14 protein-coding genes and 1 other RNA gene are annotated in these 16601 nt (G+C 65.9%); 5 read left to right on the top strand and 10 right to left on the bottom strand.

The features are described from left to right. Window positions 1-36: 36 nt before the first annotated feature. The gene (gene pepP / locus J0A90_RS12685) at window positions 37-1380 is read right to left on the bottom strand and encodes a Xaa-Pro aminopeptidase (protein WP_233076749.1); all 1344 of its coding nucleotides are present in this window, start codon (window positions 1378-1380) and stop codon (window positions 37-39) included. A 125-nt stretch (window positions 1381-1505) separates the two neighbouring features. Then, a complete protein-coding gene (locus J0A90_RS12690; RefSeq protein ID WP_207036473.1) occupies window positions 1506-2120 on the bottom strand; it encodes a UPF0149 family protein in 615 nt (204 codons plus the stop codon). 188 nt (window positions 2121-2308) lie between these two features. Here J0A90_RS12690 and J0A90_RS12695 point away from each other — a divergent pair, with 188 nt between their 5' ends. The 3 genes from J0A90_RS12695 to J0A90_RS12705 all read left to right on the top strand — a co-directional run bounded on the left by J0A90_RS12695 (window position 2309) and on the right by J0A90_RS12705 (window position 3588). Then, the gene (locus tag J0A90_RS12695) at window positions 2309-2626 is read left to right on the top strand and encodes a cell division protein ZapA (RefSeq protein ID WP_207036474.1); all 318 of its coding nucleotides are present in this window, start codon (window positions 2309-2311) and stop codon (window positions 2624-2626) included. 74 nt (window positions 2627-2700) lie between these two features. After that, a non-coding RNA gene (gene ssrS, locus J0A90_RS12700) (6S RNA) lies at window positions 2701-2886 on the top strand. Window positions 2887-2979: 93 nt separating this feature from the next. Then, window positions 2980-3588 (top strand): 5-formyltetrahydrofolate cyclo-ligase, encoded by a 609-nt coding sequence (locus tag J0A90_RS12705; RefSeq protein ID WP_233076804.1) that lies wholly within the window; start codon window positions 2980-2982, stop codon window positions 3586-3588. 620 nt (window positions 3589-4208) lie between these two features. Here J0A90_RS12705 and ilvA read toward each other — a convergent pair. Beyond that, window positions 4209-6044 carry a threonine ammonia-lyase, biosynthetic gene (gene ilvA, locus J0A90_RS12710; protein WP_370635782.1) on the bottom strand — a complete coding sequence of 612 codons (1836 nt, stop codon included), beginning with the start codon at window positions 6042-6044 and terminating at the stop codon, window positions 4209-4211. On the opposite strand from ilvA, the gene rpiA reads away from it, so the two are divergent. After that, window positions 5956-6627 (top strand): ribose-5-phosphate isomerase RpiA, encoded by a 672-nt coding sequence (gene rpiA, locus J0A90_RS12715; protein WP_207036476.1) that lies wholly within the window; start codon window positions 5956-5958, stop codon window positions 6625-6627. The genes ilvA and rpiA overlap by 89 nt on opposite strands. A gap of 7 nt (window positions 6628-6634) precedes the next feature. On the opposite strand, the gene J0A90_RS12720 is transcribed toward rpiA, so the two are convergent. The 6 genes from J0A90_RS12720 to J0A90_RS12745 form a co-directional block, all read right to left on the bottom strand. Further along, window positions 6635-7630 (bottom strand): 2-hydroxyacid dehydrogenase, encoded by a 996-nt coding sequence (locus J0A90_RS12720; protein ID WP_207036478.1) that lies wholly within the window; start codon window positions 7628-7630, stop codon window positions 6635-6637. Between the two features lie 186 nt (window positions 7631-7816). Continuing rightward, entirely contained in the window at window positions 7817-8851 is a 1035-nt protein-coding gene (locus J0A90_RS12725) for a glycosyl transferase family 90 (RefSeq protein WP_207036480.1), read from the bottom strand. 100 nt (window positions 8852-8951) lie between these two features. Continuing rightward, window positions 8952-10235: a lipid IV(A) 3-deoxy-D-manno-octulosonic acid transferase gene (gene waaA, locus J0A90_RS12730; protein WP_207036482.1), complete on the bottom strand. Its 1284-nt coding sequence runs from the start codon at window positions 10233-10235 to the stop codon at window positions 8952-8954. Between the two features lie 6 nt (window positions 10236-10241). Then, entirely contained in the window at window positions 10242-11672 is a 1431-nt protein-coding gene (hldE, locus tag J0A90_RS12735; protein WP_233076753.1) for a bifunctional D-glycero-beta-D-manno-heptose-7-phosphate kinase/D-glycero-beta-D-manno-heptose 1-phosphate adenylyltransferase HldE, read from the bottom strand. Then, window positions 11669-12817 (bottom strand): glycosyltransferase family 9 protein, encoded by a 1149-nt coding sequence (locus J0A90_RS12740; RefSeq protein WP_207036484.1) that lies wholly within the window; start codon window positions 12815-12817, stop codon window positions 11669-11671. The genes hldE and J0A90_RS12740 overlap by 4 nt, the downstream gene beginning before the upstream one ends. 129 nt (window positions 12818-12946) lie before the next feature. Beyond that, a complete protein-coding gene (locus J0A90_RS12745) occupies window positions 12947-13966 on the bottom strand; it encodes a capsular polysaccharide synthesis protein (protein WP_207036486.1) in 1020 nt (339 codons plus the stop codon). Window positions 13967-14096: 130 nt separating this feature from the next. On the opposite strand from J0A90_RS12745, the gene J0A90_RS12750 reads away from it, so the two are divergent. Beyond that, complete coding sequence (locus tag J0A90_RS12750; protein ID WP_207036488.1) at window positions 14097-15290, top strand: glycosyltransferase family 4 protein; 1194 nt, start codon at window positions 14097-14099, stop codon at window positions 15288-15290. A 58-nt stretch (window positions 15291-15348) separates the two neighbouring features. On the opposite strand, the gene J0A90_RS12755 is transcribed toward J0A90_RS12750, so the two are convergent. Then, on the bottom strand, window positions 15349-16500 hold the full coding sequence (locus J0A90_RS12755; protein WP_207036490.1) for a glycosyltransferase family 4 protein: 1152 nt from the start codon (window positions 16498-16500) through the stop codon (window positions 15349-15351). Window positions 16501-16601: the final 101 nt, after the last annotated feature.

Here is a 16601-nt window from a genome sequence, read left to right on the forward strand (position 1 = left end):
CTCCTCAGCACGGGCCGGTGCGGCCCGGCCTCTTCGTCACGTCCTGGCCGCCGCCATCAGCGCTTCGATCTCGTCGGTGGCCTTGGGCACGCCGGCGGTCAGTACGTCGCCGCCGTCGGCGGTCACCACCACGTCATCCTCGATACGAATGCCGATACCGCGATAGGCCGCGGGGATATCCTCGGCGTCGGGGATATAGAGCCCCGGCTCGATGGTCAGCACCATGCCCGGTTCGAGTGAGCGCGGCTCGCCGTCGACCCGGTAGCTGCCGACATCGTGCACATCGAGCCCCAGCCAGTGCGAGGTGGAGTGGAGATAGAAGCGCCGGTAGGCCTTGGACTCGATGCACGCGTCGAGTTCACCTTCGAGCAGGCCCAGCGCCAGCAGCCCAGCGGTGAGATCGCGCACCACGCCATCGTGGATCGCTTCCAGCGTGGTGCCCGGTGCGACCGCGGCCACGGCGCGCTCTTCCGCCGCCAGGACGACGTCGTAGAGGGCACGCTGGGCCTCGCTGAAGCGGCCGTTGACCGGGAAAGTGCGGGTGATGTCACCGGCGTAAAGATCGAACTCGGCACCGGCATCGATCAGTACCAGATCGCCGTCGGCGAGCCGCGCGGCATTCTCGACATAGTGCAGCACACAGGCGTTGATGCCACCGCCGACGATGGTGCCATAGGCGGGTGCGCGGGCGCCGTGCCAGGCAAACTCGTGCTCGATCGCTGCCTGCAGCTGATACTCGAAGCGCCCCGGGCGGCTTTCGCGCATGGCGCGGCAGTGCGCCTGGGCACTGATCTCGGCGGCATGGCGCATCAGCGCCAGCTCGCTCTCGCTCTTGGTCAGACGCAGTTCGTGGATCAGCGCGCTGACATCGACGAAGCCGCTCGGGGCCGCCGCGCCGCGTCGCGCGCGCGCCTGCAGCCGGGCACGGATGCCGTCGGCCAGGGTCATGGCGTGGCTATCCGCCAGCGGCAGGTAGAGCGTGCGCCGCCCTTCCAGCAGGTCGGCCAGGTCGTCGCGACTGGCGTTGTCGAAGGCCTGATCCATCCCGTAGTCGCGTACCGCCCCTTCGGGGCCGATGCGAATGCCGGTCCAGGCCTCCTTCTCGGGGTCCTTCTCCTGGCAGAACAGCAGCGCCTCGCCGGCCTCGCGGCCGGGCAGCAGCACCAGCAGTGCGTCCGGCTCGGGAAAGCCGCACAGATAGTGGAAGTCGCTGTGCTGGCGGAAGGCGTAGTCGCTGTCGTGGTTGCGGGTCTTGAGCACGGCACCGGGCAGCAGCAACGCTGCGTCCTGTGGCAGCTCGGCCATCAGGCGCTCACGCCGGGCGGCGTACTCTTCCTGGATGATCGGGGCGGGCCCGGGGCGCAGGTCCTCTGTCGTCACGGCGTCTTGTGTCGAACTCGCGGCTGTCGGCATGCTCTCTCCATAGGCGGGGTGTCCATCGCGCCAGGTGTCGTGCTCTTGGCGGTGCTCGTGGTGATGATCGTCATGGGCATCGCGCTGGCAGCTCAATGCAGTGTCGGCGTGTCGTCGTTGGCGCCAGCGTCAGCCGAAGGGTCCTGGTCGCTCTGCTCGACCTTGGGCTGACCGGGGTGCTGCTCGGTATACAGCAGCATCGCCGCCATGCGCGCGTGCTCGGTGAGCGCGAACAGGTCGTTCTCGTTCTCCGGGTCGTCGTCGATCTCGACCTCGATCGCCGCCAGCTGGCCAAGATCCTCGAGCGCTTCGCGTAGCGGGCTCGACCAGCGTTCGTAGGTTTCGCCATCGACTTCGTTGACCACTTCGGTGAAGCCCTGCACCCACTCCTTGAGCCCCTGAGCGCGCTCGCCCAGCGAGCACAGTTCGTCGGGCAGCAGCGGCTCGAAGTTGAGCTCCGATGCCGCCAGCGCGTCCAGGGTCTGGCGCCGCCAGCCCAGCAGCACATCGGCATCTTCGCGGCTCTCCGGCTGCTCGACGTTGAGCGCCAGGCTCACCTCTTCCAGCCAGCGCTCGGCGCTGAGGTCCTCGAGCGCCAGCTCGGCACACAGCCGCCCGTCGAAGAAAGCCGGCGACTGCAGACTGCCGTGGGCCAGAAAGACATTGGCGACGGTGGAGAAATCGAGTTGCTCGTTGATGATCGACATGTCGGCATCCGTAGTGGCACGCCGCCCTGTGGCCCGCGCCGGCAGCGCGTTGACCGGGTGTGGGCGGCTCTCTATAGTGGCTGGTCAATCGCGGCGCCAGCGGTGCCGGCGGCCATCAGCATAGCCGCTGACGTGCGAATCCCCCCATTTTACCCGATCGGTCTTCAAGGCCCACCCCGGAGCGAACCATGAGCGACACGTCTCGCCCGACCACCGAAGTGACCCTCTTGGGCAAACCCTACGTGATCGCCTGCCCGCCGGAAGAGCAGGAACAGTTGAAGCGCGCCGCGCGCTATCTCGACCGCGCCATGCACGGCATCCACTCCCGCGGCAAGGTACTGGGCGCGGAGAAGATCGCGATCATGGCGGCGCTCAACATCACCCACGAGCTGCTCAGTGCCTTGGATGCCAACCGCGCCGGCGAGCAGAACTTGAGCGAGCTGGGGGAGCGTCTGGAGCGTGCCCTGAGCGGTATCGGCAACGACACCTCGCAGGCCTCCCGCTGAGCCGGCAGCCCGGCCGTCGCCCCGTCTGAGTCGATTGCGATTGGGCAACGCCGCCCCCTCTGCTACGATAGTGTCGTTCCCTGGGGTGTGCGCCAGTCGTTACAAGTCCCTCGAGCCTATGCGCAGTACCCAGGGGGCCAATAGCTAGGCAGGCCCGTGTGCATGTCCGCGCGACGGAAAGCCTAACGGCCTGCCTGCGGCCACCCACCTTGAACCAATGGGTTCAAGGGCCAGAACGACAGCGGCACTCTGGGGAACTCTGCTTGTCTTCGACGTCGATCACCAGCGCTCTCGATGACGGGTCCACCGCTGACGGACCCAACGCGCTTGCCCTCTCGGGCGATCGGCGTCGCCTGCGGCGCGATCTGCGCCGCGCCCGCCGCGCGCTGAGCCCACACCAGCAGCGCATCGCCTCGCAGGCGCTGTGCAGGCGCCTGCGCCAGTTGCCGGAGCTCCAGCGCGCCCGCCGCGTGGCGCTCTACCTGCCCAACGATGGTGAAATCGACCCCACGCCGCTGATCGCCTGGCTGCGCCGGCGTGGCGCCGAGGTCTATCTGCCGGTACTGCGCCCGCTGGTCGAGAACCGGCTGTGGTTCGTGCGCTACGACAGCGATACGCGTATGCGCCGCAACCGTTTCGGTATTGCCGAGCCGCACACCCGCTTCGGTGCCAAACGCCAGCGCCGGCTGCCGGCGTGGGCGCTGGATAGCGTGCTGATGCCACTGGTGGGATTCGATGGGGCCGGTGAGCGCATCGGCATGGGCGGCGGCTTCTACGACCGCACCTTCGCCTTCACCCGCCTGCGCCGCCCGGCGCCACGCCTGATCGGTCTGGCCCACGCCTGTCAGCGAGTGACGGCGCTGCCGGTGGCCGCCTGGGACGTGCCGCTGGATGCGATCGTCAGCGACCGCGAGGTCCTCCGCCCGCAGCGCACCAAGGGCAGAAACGACGACGGCCGGTAGCGCTCGAAACGCTACCGGCCATCTTGCGATCAGTGCCCCTCGGGCTGTCACTGATCGGGCGTGTCTGGTCTATCTATTACCGACCTATCTACCACTGCCCTATCTACTACTACTTTAGCTACTACTGCGGTCTATCTACTCATCTGGCCTATCTACTAGCCAACATCTAATAGTTACAGACTACTGACTACTACCTGCGAGTTTACTATCCGCAAAGGCTGACCGCGGCCGTTGCCCGCCGTCTTGCCGTATATTGCTAAAGCCTCAAGCGCCGAGCAGCGTCTGCGCATACCCCGTCGCGACCACACCCACGCCGAAAATCAGTACCAGTGCCATGACCAGGTCGGGCTTGCGTTTCATTTCGACTCCCAGAGATTCGGTTCGGTCTCCGCCCCCGCGGCGACGCGCACGACTATAGGGTTAGGCTAAAAGCTTGACAAGACGCTTGCCAGGCGGACTCACCCCTTTTTTCGTTACCGAAGATTATCGGACGTTACCGAAAAAGGTTTAGCTCGAATTGACCCCGAAAAAGGAGCTATTTCATCATCGCCAAAACGCCGCTGACCTCATGCAGAGGCCAGCGGCGTCAGGGGTGGAGGAAAGCAACCTCGGCGGCGTGCTCAGGCCATGAACAGCCGGTAGGCGGTGTTGTCGGTCTCTTTCCAGTAGCGGTAACCGATCCGATCGAAGTGCTCCTCGGCATGGGCCCGGTCGCCATTGGGCATCTGCAGCCCGACCAGCACTCGCCCGTAGGCGGCACCGTGGTTGCGATAGTGGAACAGCGAGATGTTCCAGTCGGCGGGCAGATGGGTCAGGAAGTTCATCAGCGCGCCGGGGCGCTCGGGGAATTCGAAGCGATAGACCTCTTCCGAGAACTCGACCTTGGGCCGGCCGCCACCGAGGTGGCGAATATGCAGCTTGGCCAGTTCGTTATCGGTGAGATCCTCTACGGGATAGTCCGCGTCGCGCAGCTTTTGAATCACCTCGGCGCGATCCTCGCCACCCGGCTTGACTTGCACACCGACGAAGATATGCGCGCGGTCGGCGTCAGCGTAGCGGTAGTTGAATTCAGTCACCATGCGCCGCCCGATGGCGCGGCAGAACTGCTTGAAGCTGCCCGGCCGCTCGGGGATCTCGACCGCCAGAATCGCTTCACGCTGCTCGCCGAGCTCGGTACGCTCGGCGATATGCTGGAGCCGGTCGAAGTTGATGTTGGCGCCGGAGTTGATGCACAAAAGCGACTGGTCGCGCGCCTGGGTCTGCTGTACATACTTCTTGAGCCCGGCCAGCGACAGCGCGCCGGAGGTCTCGGCGACCGCCCGGGTATCATCGAAGGTGTCCTTGACCGCGGCACACATCTCGTCGGTATTGACGGTGATAACGCCATCCACGGTGTGGCGCAGGATCTCGAACGGTGCCTCGCCGATCTGGGCCACCGCGACCCCCTCGGCGAACACCCCGACCTGCTCCAGCACCACCCGCTCGCCGGCGTCCAACGCTGCCTTGAGGCAGGCCGAATCCTCCGCCTCGACGCCGTAGACCTTGACCTCGGGGCGCAGGTACTTGATGTAGGCAGCGACCCCGGCCAGCAGCCCGCCGCCGCCTACCGGCACGAACACCGCATCCAGCGGCCCGGTGTGCTGACGCAGGATCTCCATCGCCACGGTGCCCTGGCCGGCGATGACGTCGTTGTCGTCATAGGGCGGAATATAGGTGTAGCCGTGCTCGGCGATCAGCGTCTTGGCGTGCGCCAGCGCTTCGCCGAAGGCATCCCCCTTGAGCACCACCTTGGCGCCCCAGCCGCGTACCGCCGCCACCTTGATCTCGGGGGTGACCCGAGGCATCACGATCACCGCCTTGACCCCCATCTGGCGCGCCGCCATCGCCAGCCCCTGGGCGTGGTTGCCGGCCGAGGCGGCGATCACGCCCTTCTCCTTCTGCGTCTCGTCGAGCTGCGCCATCTTGTTGTAGGCCCCGCGAATCTTGAACGAGAACACCGGCTGCAGGTCTTCGCGCTTGATCAGAATGCGGTTGCCGAAGCGGCGCGAGAGCGAGGGCATGGGCGAAATGGGGGTCTCCCGGGCCGCTTCGTAGACGCGGGCCTGGAGGATCTTCTTGACGATGTCTTCGAGTAGCATTGCGGTGTCCTGGCGTATCGCACTGGCGTATCGCACTAAAAGAGGCTGCCTGAGCGCGCCGCGGAGAGCCCGACGGCGGCGATGAACGTGGCGGATCGACATTGTTAACAGACGCCAGCCCCGAGCGTCCAGCGTTAACAGATGCCCGCCCCGCGCGTCAGCGCCATCGGCAGCGCAGGCGGCTTGCTCTATACTGGCGCCTCTCTTTTGCCAGCCTGCCAGAGCCGACATGAACCAGGACGACCTCAAACGCGCGGTGGCCGCCGCGGCGCTCGAAGACATCGATAGCCTGCTGACGCCGGATGCGGTGATCGGCATCGGTACCGGCTCCACCGCCAATCATTTCATCGATCTGCTCGCCGCGCGGCGCCATGACTTTCGCGGTGCCGTGGCCAGTTCCGAGGCCAGCGCGGCCCGTCTGAAGGCCAACGGGATCGACGTGCTCGAGCTCAACCACGTGGGCACGGTGCCGGTGTATGTGGACGGCGCCGACGAGGTCGATGGCCGCCTGCGCATGATCAAGGGCGGCGGGGCCGCGCTCACCCGCGAGAAGATCGTCGCCGCCTGCGCCGAGCGCTTCGTCTGCATCGCCGATGCCAGCAAGCGAGTCGAGGTGCTCGGCGGCTTCCCGCTGCCGATCGAGGTGATCCCCATGGCGCGCTCCTACGTCGCCCGTGAGATGGTCAAGCTCGGCATTACGCCGGTCTACCGCGATGGCGTGCTGACCGACAACGGCAACCGCATCCTGGATGGCTACGACAAACTGTTCGACGAGCCGGAAGCCATGGAAGCGGCCCTCGATGCCATCGTCGGCGTGGTCACCAACGGCCTGTTCGCCAAGCGTCCGGCCGACGTGCTGCTGCTTGGCGGTGCTGCGGGGGTCGAGCGCTTCACCCGCTGAACGCGGTTCAAAGCTGGTTGGGGCAGGCCAGGTCGCGGGCGTAGGCGACCAGGTTGGCGCAGGTGACCTGCGCGATCTCGTCCAGCGCCTCGGCGGTGAAGAAGCCCTGATGGCCGGTGATCAGCACATTGGGGAAGCTGGCCAGGCGGGCGAAGACGTCGTCTTCGATGATCTCCGCCGAGTGGTCGTGGAAGAACAGCTCGCTCTCCTGCTCGTAGACGTCGATCGCCAGCGCGCCGAGCTGGCGCGACTTCAGCGCATCGATCACCGCCGGGGTGTCGATCAGCGCGCCGCGCGAGGTGTTGACCAGCATCGCGCCCGGCTTCATGCCCGCCAGCGCGGCGGCGTCGATCAGATGGTGGGTCGCCTCGTTCAGCGGGCAGTGCAGCGAGACGATGTCCGCGCGTGACAGCAGCGCCGCCAGCGGCACGTTCTCGCCGTAGGCCTCGAAGGCAGCCGCCGGAGAGGGGTCGTAACCCAGCACCTCGCAGCCCAGCCCGTGCAGGATTCGCGCCATGGCCAGGCCGATGCGGCCACTGCCGACCACCCCGGCGGTCTTGCCGTGCAGGGTCACCCCGAGCAGTCCATCGAGGGCGAAATTGCCCTCGCGCACCCGGTTGTAGGCGCGATGGGTCTTGCGGTTGAGCGTCATGATCATGGCCAGCGCGTGTTCGGCCACCGCCTCCGGCGAGTAGGCCGGCACCCGCGCCACGAACAGGCCGAGTCGCCGGGCGGCCTCCAGGTCGACGTTGTTGAAGCCGGCACAGCGCAGCACCACGGCGCCCACGCCCTGGGCGGCCAGGGCCTCGAGCACGGCCGCTTCGAGGGAGTCGTTGACGAATACGCAGACCGCGTCACTGCCCGCCGCCAGCGCCACCGTCTGCCGGGTCAGGGCGACGGGCTGGTAGTGCCACTCGATCCCGGCATCAGCGAAGCGGGTGGCGCCTACCTCGTCGAAAAAGCGACGGTCGTAGGGCTGGGCACTGTAGACGGTGACTCGCATGGCAACGCTCGCACGGCAATCGAAGAGCCCCTATCGTAATCGATCCTCAGGGCCTCACCAGTGACAGGACGCCGCAACCCGTGACCCGGCCCCTCGCCCCGCTACCGCTCATCCACCACCCGGGCGACAGCTGCGCCTGGCCCGAGAGCCACTCCTTTCCCCTGACCGAGCATGATCGCCGGGCGGTTACGATCGCGACCTGAACGCGCTCGCCGGTCGGCACGCCCAGTTGTTCCAGGCTGGACTCGCCACCCTCGACGCCGCGGGGTCGAGCTGACCCGAGAGCGCCAGATACTTGTGCATCACCAATAGCCCCAGCAGCAGCTCCTGACGCGGATCGCGAAACTGGGCGACATGGGCGTTGGCGCGGCGCACGATCGCCTCGGCCTCGGCGGGATGGGCATCGTAGTAGGCCATCTGGGCTTCCATGTCGCTGCAGTCCTCCTTCAGCGGCACATAGTGCACGTAGGGTTCGAGCGTTCCCTCCATGAACCAGGTCTCGAAGCGCGGCGGCGGCATGAAGCAGAGCGAGTTGGAGGCCAGAATCCACTTGAGGTTGGTGGCCACGTCCTTGCCTTCGAGGCTCAGCACGTAGCGATAGCGCAGCTGTTCGCGGATCGACAGGTAGGGTCGATAGTCGCGCTGATCACGGCGCTTGGCATGGCTCTGGCCGATATCCATGCGCGGATGGTCGCAGAACTCACGCAGCACTGCGGCGCGATGCGCGTGGAAGCACTTGCCCCGCCACACCACGCCCGAACGCTTGTCGCGAAACGCCAGACGATCGTCGACGAACTGGAAATGACGCACACTGTTGAGCTTGAGCAGCACGCCGTTGGCGTTGCTGGGCGGCGTGGCGCGACAGATCGGGCGGCTCTTAACCAGCGTGGGCCGCTCCGGCACCCAGGTGACGTCGCCAAAGCGGTAAGCAAAGCGGTGCTGCGGGGCGAAGTGGCGCACGATCTGCTTGGCATCGAGATAGTAGGCGCCGCGCCGCTCGTAGCGGAAGTCGCCGACGGCGACCGCACCTTCGCCGGGATCGAACGCCTCCTCCAGACGGTTGTAGTAGTCGACGCGCGCGGCGAGCCGCTGCCACTCGGCTTCGGGGAGTTGTTCCAACCACTGTATCAGGCGCCGGCGGTAGTACGCATCGGGGATCAGCAGGCGCGCAACACCCGCGGTATAGAAGCGCAGCTTGCGGCTCTTGAAGCGGATATCCATCGGCGGTCACCGGTCGTGATTCCTGGTCGGGGACGATTGTCGGGGTCGGGCATGACAAGCGTTTGACAGGTATCACGGCGCGGTGCCAGCGTGCCTGGCGTCAGCTATCGCCGGTGGCGGTATCCAAAAGATACGTGGCGAGATGCTGGCGCGTGGCGGCGAGCGCGCCGCGGTTGGCCGCGACCACCTGGCGGCCGGCAGCACCCAGCCGCTCGCGCCGCGGGGCATCGTCGAGCAGTGCCGCCACCGTCTGCCCCAGAGCCTCGCCATCGGCGACCTCGCAGCGCGCCTCGTGCTCGGCCAGGGTATCGGCGATCTCGCGCAGGTTGTCGAGGTGGGGCCCGCTCACCACGGCCACGCCGAGGGCGGCCGGCTCGAGCAGGTTGTGGCCGCCGATCGTCACCAGCGAGCCGCCGACGAAGGCAACATCGGCGCAGCCGTAGAGCTTGATCAGATCGCCCATGGTGTCGCCCAGCAGCAGCGTGGTTTCGGCGTCCACCCGAGCGCCGGCGCTGAGCCGCACCAGGCGCTCGCCGGCGGCCTCGCACAGCTCAGCCACGGCCTCGAAGCGCTGGGGATGACGCGGCACCAGGATCAGCAGCGAATCGGGAAGCTGGCGCCGCACCCGAGCGTGGGCGGCGAGCACCTGTTCATCCTCGCCGGGATGGGTGGAGCCGGCGATCCAGACCGGTCGCGGCCCCCAGCGCTGGCGCAGACGCCGGCTGGCCGCCAGCACGCTTTCGTCGACATTGAGATCGAACTTGAGCGCGCCGGTCATCGCCACCGCCTCGGGACGCGCCCCAAGGGTCCGGAAGCGCTCGGCATCGCTGGGCGACTTCGCCCCAATCCAGTCGAGCGGCGCGAGCATGCCGCGACACAGCGCGCCGAGACGCCGATAGAGGCGAAAGGCACCGGGGCTGAGGCGCGCGTTGGCCACCACCACCGGTATGTCGCGACGGTAGCAGGCCGCCAGCAGGTTGGGCCACAGCTCGGTCTCGGCGATGATCGTCAGGCGCGGATTGATGCGCGCGACGAAGCGCCGGGTCGCCCCGGGAAAATCGAGCGGCAGGAAGTGGTGGCGCACGCGGTCGCCGAAGGTCTGCTGCAGCTGCCGGGCGCCGGTGGCGGTCATGGTGGTGACGATCAGAGCGTGATCGGGGTAGTCGTCGAGCAGGGCACGAATCAGCGGCGTCGCCGTGACCACCTCGCCGACCGAGGCCGCGTGCAGCCAGATACAGCGGCGCGCGCCCACCGCGGGTACATAACCCAGCCGCTCGCGGCGCGGGTGAGTGGGTAACCACTCACGCCATACCCGCCACCAGATCAACGGCGAGAGCAGATAGAGCAGCAGCGAGTAGAGCCGCCGCGCCAGCCGGGGAGACATCGCCGCTCAGCGCTCGCGGTCGAGAATGGTATCGATCATGGTGGTGGTCGAAACGCCATCCTCGAATCCCAGCACACGCACCTCACCGCCGTTGGCGATCACCGCCGCGCCGCCGGCGATCTGCTCGGGAAGGTAGTCTCCGCCCTTGACCAGCAGGTCGGGCAGCACCGCCTCGATCAGCCGCGCCGGGGTGTCCTCGGCAAAGCCCACCACCCAGTCGACCGCAGCCAGCCCGGCCAGCACCTGAGCGCGCCGCGCCAAGGTGTTGATCGGCCGCTTGGGGCCCTTGAGGCGGGCCACCGAGGCGTCGTCGTTGACCGCCACGATCAGCCGGTCACCAAGCTTGCGCGCTTGCTCCAGATAAGCCACGTGGCCGGCATGGAGAATGTCGAAGCAGCCGTTGGTCATCACCACCTTCTCACCGCGCGCCTGGGCCGCGCGCACCGCAGCGATCAGCGGCGCTTCGGCAATCACGCCGAACTCGGCCAGCTTGTCGCCGTGCAGTGCGGTGTAGAGCTCGGCCACCGAGAGCACCGCGGTGCCCGGCTTGGCCACCACCAGCCCGGCGGCCAGATTGGCCAGCATCACCGCTTCACCGAAACCGTGCCCGGCGGCCAGGGCCAGCCCCAGCACACCGATCACGGTGTCACCGGCGCCGGTGACGTCATAGACCTCGCGCGCATGGGTCGGCAGGTGCAGCGGCGCGTAGCCTTCGCGGATCAGCGTCATGCCGCGCTCGCTGCGGGTCACCAGCAGCGCTTCCAGGGCCAGCTCGGCGCGCAGACGCTCGCCCTTCTCGGCCAGCTCAGCGTCACTGGCGCAGGGGCCGACGATCGCCTCGAACTCGCCCAGATTGGGGGTGATCACGCTGGCGCCACGGTAGCGGGTGAAGTCGCTGCCCTTGGGGTCCACCAGCACCCGCTTGCCCGCCGCCCGCGCCGTGGCGATCAACTGCTCGACCCGGTTGAGGCTGCCCTTGCCGTAGTCGGAGAGAATCACCACATCGACCTCGGCCAGGGCCTGCTCGACCTGGGCATCGAGCGGCGCGGTATCAACGTTCCACAGCGGGCTCTCGAAGTCGAGCCGGATCAGCTGCTGATTGCGACTCATGACTCGCAGTTTGGTGATCGTGGGCACTTCGGGGCTACGCTGAAAGTAAGTGCTCACATTGGCAGCATCCAGCGCACGTTCGAGGCGCTCGGCGTTGTCATCATCGCCGACCACGCCGGCGAGACTCGCCCGCCCGCCCAGGGCCGCGATGTTGAGCGCCACGTTGGCCGCGCCGCCCGGGCGATCGTCGGCCTCCTCCACCTTGACTACCGGCACCGGTGCCTCGGGCGAAATGCGCGACGTGCCGCCATGCCAGTAGCGGTCGAGCATCACGTCGCCGACCACCAGCAGGCGGGCGTGCTCGAGCTGGGAAAGATCGACTTTCATGCGTTGGGCTCCCTGTCATCCTGAGCCACCGGCCCCTGCTCGGGCCGGTGAGTCTCGCCATCATCCCGGTTCGTGGCGGTCTCCGCCAGCAGCCGATCCAGTTGCCCGACCACGTCGTCGAGGGTGATCAGGCTCATGGCATCGGCATGGCGCACGCGGGTGCCCCAGTTCACCGTCTCCGGGGTCTGGTGCAGATAGTGCGCCAGGGCATCGGGATAGCGGTCGACCACGTGGCGACGCCAGCAGTAAGGCGCGGCGCGATCCGGGTTGGTGGTGGCATAGAGCCCCAGGGTCGGTGTGCCCAGGGCGTTGGCCATGTGCACCGGGCCGGAGTCCGGCGCGATCACCGCGCGGGCGCGGTCGAGCAGCGCCAGCAGGCCCTTGAGCGAGGTGCGGCCGATCGCATCGATGATCTCCACCTGCGGGCATAGGCGCCGAATCTGCTCGCCCATCTCGCGCTCCTGGGGGCTGCCGCCGCCGCTCAACACGCTGACCAGGCCGTGGCGCTCCCAGGCATACGCGATCACCGCGGCATAGCCCTCGGCCGACCAGTTACGGAAATTGCGCAGCCGCGGGTTGGCGCACGGGCTGATCACCAGATAGGGCGCTTCACCGCTGAGGCGGGCGGCCTCGGTATAGGCGGCGTCGGGAATCGGCAGCGACCAGTCGAGCGAAGTGTCCTCGACCCCCAGCAGACGGGCAAAATCCATGAACGACTCGAGCACGTGGGCGCGCGGGTGCGGCGCCAGCTGGCGTTGGGTGAACCAGTGCTGCCAATCCTTGGCCCGCGCCTTGTCGTAACCCACGCGCAGATCGCACTTCAGCCCCAGCGACAGCACGCTGGCCCGCAGCGCCTGCTGCATGTGCAACAGCACGTCGAAACGCGTGCCGCGCAGTTGGCGCCAGATCCGGCGCATGCCGCCGAAGCCGGTGGACTTGTCGTAGACCACGAACTCGACCCCAGAGAGCCCCTCGAGCAGCGCGTGCTCGGTCTTGCCCACGATCCAGGTGATACGCGCATCCGGCCACTGGCGCTGCAGGGCACGCACCGTGGGCACCAGATTGCACACATCGCCCAGCGCCGACAGGCGCAGAATGGCGATATGGCGGGGCGAGCCTTGAGCGGGAAAAAGGGTGTGGGTCATTGATTTGTCGCGGGACGGAAAGCGTGGGAGGGATACTACACTGGGGCTGCCTCGATTTCATGTACTCGGCCCGCGCAGCGGGGCTCTCAGCGCGCACCTGGCGCCCCCGAGCTGAGCTGCTCGCCCCTTTTATCGCGGTGTGATATCTCGACGTTCCATATCTTCCAGGGTCCGTTCCAGCCAGATCTTGCGACGCTGATAGATTGCGGTGGATTGGTGAGCCTTTTTGTAGCTCTCCTTGGATACGACGAAGTTCCCCATCTCACCATGGCTCTCACGATCGGCGTAGCGGTTGTCGGCTGCAAAGAAACGCGCTTTGCACGTTTCACTCCATCGCGTCTCCAAAGCGTCGTTGAAGCAGTATCCAGTGGCGAAATAGGGCACGAAACCATGGCGCTCGGCGTCGCGGATGATCTGCACACCGATCGGGGCTGAACTACGCCCATCGATACCGACCTTCTGTAAGCATTTACGACTGTTGGATACATAGAGTGCCCTTGGTCTCTCACGAAAGAGGTGCGTCACCAGCAGATCGAAGACATGCTGAATGATAGGGTCGCCACGCTGCGCCGCGATGAACCAGACTTCTATTGGACGCGTGACGACTGCTTCCCGGCGAAAGGTGTAGAAACCGAACTCACCGATGAGTGGGGGCATCCATGTCTCGAGAGGCTTCAGACAGAAAAGCGTTGCATCCGCCCAGACCCCGCCAAAGCGACTCAATAGATACAGTCGCAGGACATCGGCCTTAGTCGCCACCTTTAGGCGCACGCGACAGAGTTCAAAAGCAGCCATGAAATCGAACCCCAAGTGCGCCTCCAGCGTGTCATCGCTCAGCAGCCTGACCTCGTAATCTGGATTCATCACCTGCCAGGATCTTACGCTCAGCTGCACGACCTCGGGTGCCTGCTCCAACGGTGCATGCCAGTACATCCAGATGATTTTCGAACAAGCACCCGGACTTTCGCGTGTCTCGGCCGCGCTAAGAATGGCGCTTGCTGCCCGATGAGCATGCCTACCGGCCTGCGCCTTTCCAGAACCGCCAATGCCGTGAACGTAACAATAGCGCTTGTCCAGCCAGGCGCTATGTCGCCTCAGCCAGAAGCCCTTACGCTCGAAAGTTCGACTCGCCAACCACCGATTCAGCATCGAAAACTCATTTGCCGCCTATCGTTTTATCGTCTGCAAAGCGCCTTTGGCATACCGCGCGCAACCAGAGTGGTATTGCATCAGAGCCCTCTTTACACTCAGCTCTCTCATGCTCTGCGATCATCAAGATATGCCAGTTTCAGACGACACCGCCCCGACTATCGCACATCTCGTCAGCCTCAAGAATCTGGGCGGGGTCGAGCGCTATTTCGCACGCTTCTACCGTGCCTATGGGCATCGCCTGACACTGAGTATTCTTCTGCAGACGCAGGACATACATCCATTCATCCGTCCCTCGCTGGCAGATGCGACAGCCCGTATACACAGCATCAAAGGGCCCGGCCACTGGAGGCTACCCGAGCAGTTGGGTCTGCGCGGCGCCTATCAGCGCTCACTTGCCAAGCGGCTGACGCCCGATGCGGTCCTGGTCTGGAACAAGCTGGCGGGTAATCCCATGCCCCTGTTGGAAGGTCAGCGCGTCTTCCACTATGAGCACGGCACCGCCTGGACGGACCAGGAACCAGCGGCCGTCGCAAGCTATCTGGCTCGGATTCGCGGCCTGGTGGCAGTGTCTCGCGCGGCACAGCGCATGCTGGAGATCCGCTGGCAATTGCGGCAGGACCTGCCCGCCCTCGTTCTACACAATGCCATTGCGGTGCCCGAGCAGCAGACCGAGCACCCGGAAGGCCGCTTTCGGCTCGGGTTCGCGGGACGCCTGAAGGGCCTGAAGGCGCCGATGGTAGCACTGGAGACCTTCCGCTGCGTGCAGGCTCGCATCCCGCATGCCGAACTCTGGATTGCCGGGCAGGGGCCGCTGGAGGCCACGCTGCGCGAATGGACACGGCGCTGGGGACTAGAGGAGCGGGTCAAGTTCTGCGGCCTGATCGACGACATGGCCAGTTTCTATACCCATTTGGATGCATTCATCTGCCCGTCCTGGCGCGAGCCGTTCGGGCTGGTGGCACAAGAAGCAATTGCTTATGGCCTGCCAACCGTCGTCAGCAATGTCGATGGGCTGCCGGAAGCGATCATGGATGCTGGTTGCGGTGCCATCGTCGAGCCACGCCGTCCCAAGGCGAGCTTGAGCGTCTACGGCGATGCCTGTGCCGACGGCCCAGACCTGGTTTACTCTCCGGCGAAAGACGATCTGGTAACCGCAAGCGTCGTCGATCCAGAGGAAGCCGCCGAGCCACTGATCGCCTGGGCGCAAGATTCCAGGCTACGACGCGAGATTGGAGACCGGGCCCGAGAACGACTGGCCAGCCAGCAAAACCTTCAACGCTACGGTGACCAATTGATGGCCTTCCTGCGCCAGCACTGTTGAATCGCCCTATCGGCTGAACGCCATTGGCGTTAACGCCGGCAGGCGCACAACAAGACGCTCATTTCACCGAGCCTCTACTCTGCATCAGGGCCTCGAAAGAGCGCTTCAGCTTTTCCGTCTGTCGGCGATAGGAGTAAGCGCTCGCCAACTGCGAAAGCGACTCGCCTAAAGAGGTGCGGTCATCTTGCTCGATCAGCCGCTCAATCCGCTCCACCCAGCCTTGAGTATCTCGGCTATCGAGGATCAGATCGGAGTGCGACTCCTCGAGCAGCTCCGCCGCGCCGGTGGTGCGCGACAGCAGCACGGGTGTACCGCAGGCCATCGCTTCGAGCGAAACCCTGCCGAACTCTTCGATATGTGCCGGCAGCACGAATAGATCCAGCGCGCCATAGAGGGTCTCGACATCGCTGACCGTCGAGCGCCACTCGAAAGCGTCGGCGATGCCGGCGGCTGCGGCCTGCTGGCGGTAGGGAGCGGCATCGTCCTTCCCCACCACCAGAAAGCGACAACGCCCTGGCAGGCGCTGTGTCAGCGCCGTCGCCATCTCGACGAAGCCCGCCACGTTGCGCTTGGTGAAATTACCGGAGGTGATCAAGCCGATCAGGAAGGTGTCGTCATGAGCGCCGAGCGCTTGGCGCCGGGCATGGCGATCTTCGCGCGCACGTTCGATATTGAATGTCTCGGGATCGTAACCGGGATAGCTGATCTCTATCTTGGCGGCGTCGATGCCGTAGCGCGCTTGAAAATCCTCCGCCATCAGGCGCGAGTTGACCGCCACCTGGCGAAACTGGCCGCCGCTGAGCACGTGATCATGGATCGCCGCGACCTCGTGTCCAGCCGGCAGCTCGCGCCCATGAATCAGGCGGCTGGCGAGGTGCACGCAGTTGTGCATGTAGACCGTATCCGGCGTCTCGACGTCGCCGTGACTCACCAGCAGCGCTGGACGCTGACGACGACACCAGGCCTGCACCCGGCGATTGAACCAGAAGCGCCGGAAAGACCCTTTCAGCGGCCAGCGCCATAGGCGAACCAGCTCGGCACCGAAGTGCTCGGCTAGCGCAGGGCGGCCACGCTCGGCCAGAATGACCACGCGGTAGCCCAGGGCCTGCAGGGCGACCGCCTGCTCGAAGGCGTTGCGACTGGCGCCAGTGCTCTTCTCCACCTGGCGAATGGCAATGACCGCCAAGGGCTTGTGTGAATCGCGGGTCACGAGGCTTCCTCATGGATGAAAACGGATAACAACGAACGTCGAGTGCAACGCTATGCGCGGCAGGTGCCTGCACCGAGCCACGCAGCGCGCCTAGGCGCCCA

Source organism: Salinicola sp. DM10, assembly GCF_017306975.2.
GTDB lineage: Bacteria > Pseudomonadota > Gammaproteobacteria > Pseudomonadales > Halomonadaceae > Salinicola.

Bases quoted from the DNA above. Each gene is read 5' to 3' on its own strand.
- J0A90_RS12690 (WP_207036473.1), bottom strand. From the start codon at position 2,120: ATGTCGATCATCAACGAGCAACTCGATTTCTCCACCGTCGCCAATGTC.
- J0A90_RS12695 (WP_207036474.1), top strand. From the start codon at position 2,309: ATGAGCGACACGTCTCGCCCGACCACCGAAGTGACCCTCTTGGGCAAA.
- rpiA (WP_207036476.1), top strand. From the start codon at position 5,956: ATGAACCAGGACGACCTCAAACGCGCGGTGGCCGCCGCGGCGCTCGAA.
- ilvA (WP_370635782.1), bottom strand. From the start codon at position 6,044: ATGCCGATCACCGCATCCGGCGTCAGCAGGCTATCGATGTCTTCGAGC.
- J0A90_RS12720 (WP_207036478.1), bottom strand. From the start codon at position 7,630: ATGCGAGTCACCGTCTACAGTGCCCAGCCCTACGACCGTCGCTTTTTC.
- J0A90_RS12725 (WP_207036480.1), bottom strand. From the start codon at position 8,851: ATGGATATCCGCTTCAAGAGCCGCAAGCTGCGCTTCTATACCGCGGGT.
- waaA (WP_207036482.1), bottom strand. From the start codon at position 10,235: ATGTCTCCCCGGCTGGCGCGGCGGCTCTACTCGCTGCTGCTCTATCTG.
- hldE (WP_233076753.1), bottom strand. From the start codon at position 11,672: ATGAAAGTCGATCTTTCCCAGCTCGAGCACGCCCGCCTGCTGGTGGTC.
- J0A90_RS12740 (WP_207036484.1), bottom strand. From the start codon at position 12,817: ATGACCCACACCCTTTTTCCCGCTCAAGGCTCGCCCCGCCATATCGCC.
- J0A90_RS12745 (WP_207036486.1), bottom strand. From the start codon at position 13,966: ATGCTGAATCGGTGGTTGGCGAGTCGAACTTTCGAGCGTAAGGGCTTC.
- J0A90_RS12750 (WP_207036488.1), top strand. From the start codon at position 14,097: ATGCCAGTTTCAGACGACACCGCCCCGACTATCGCACATCTCGTCAGC.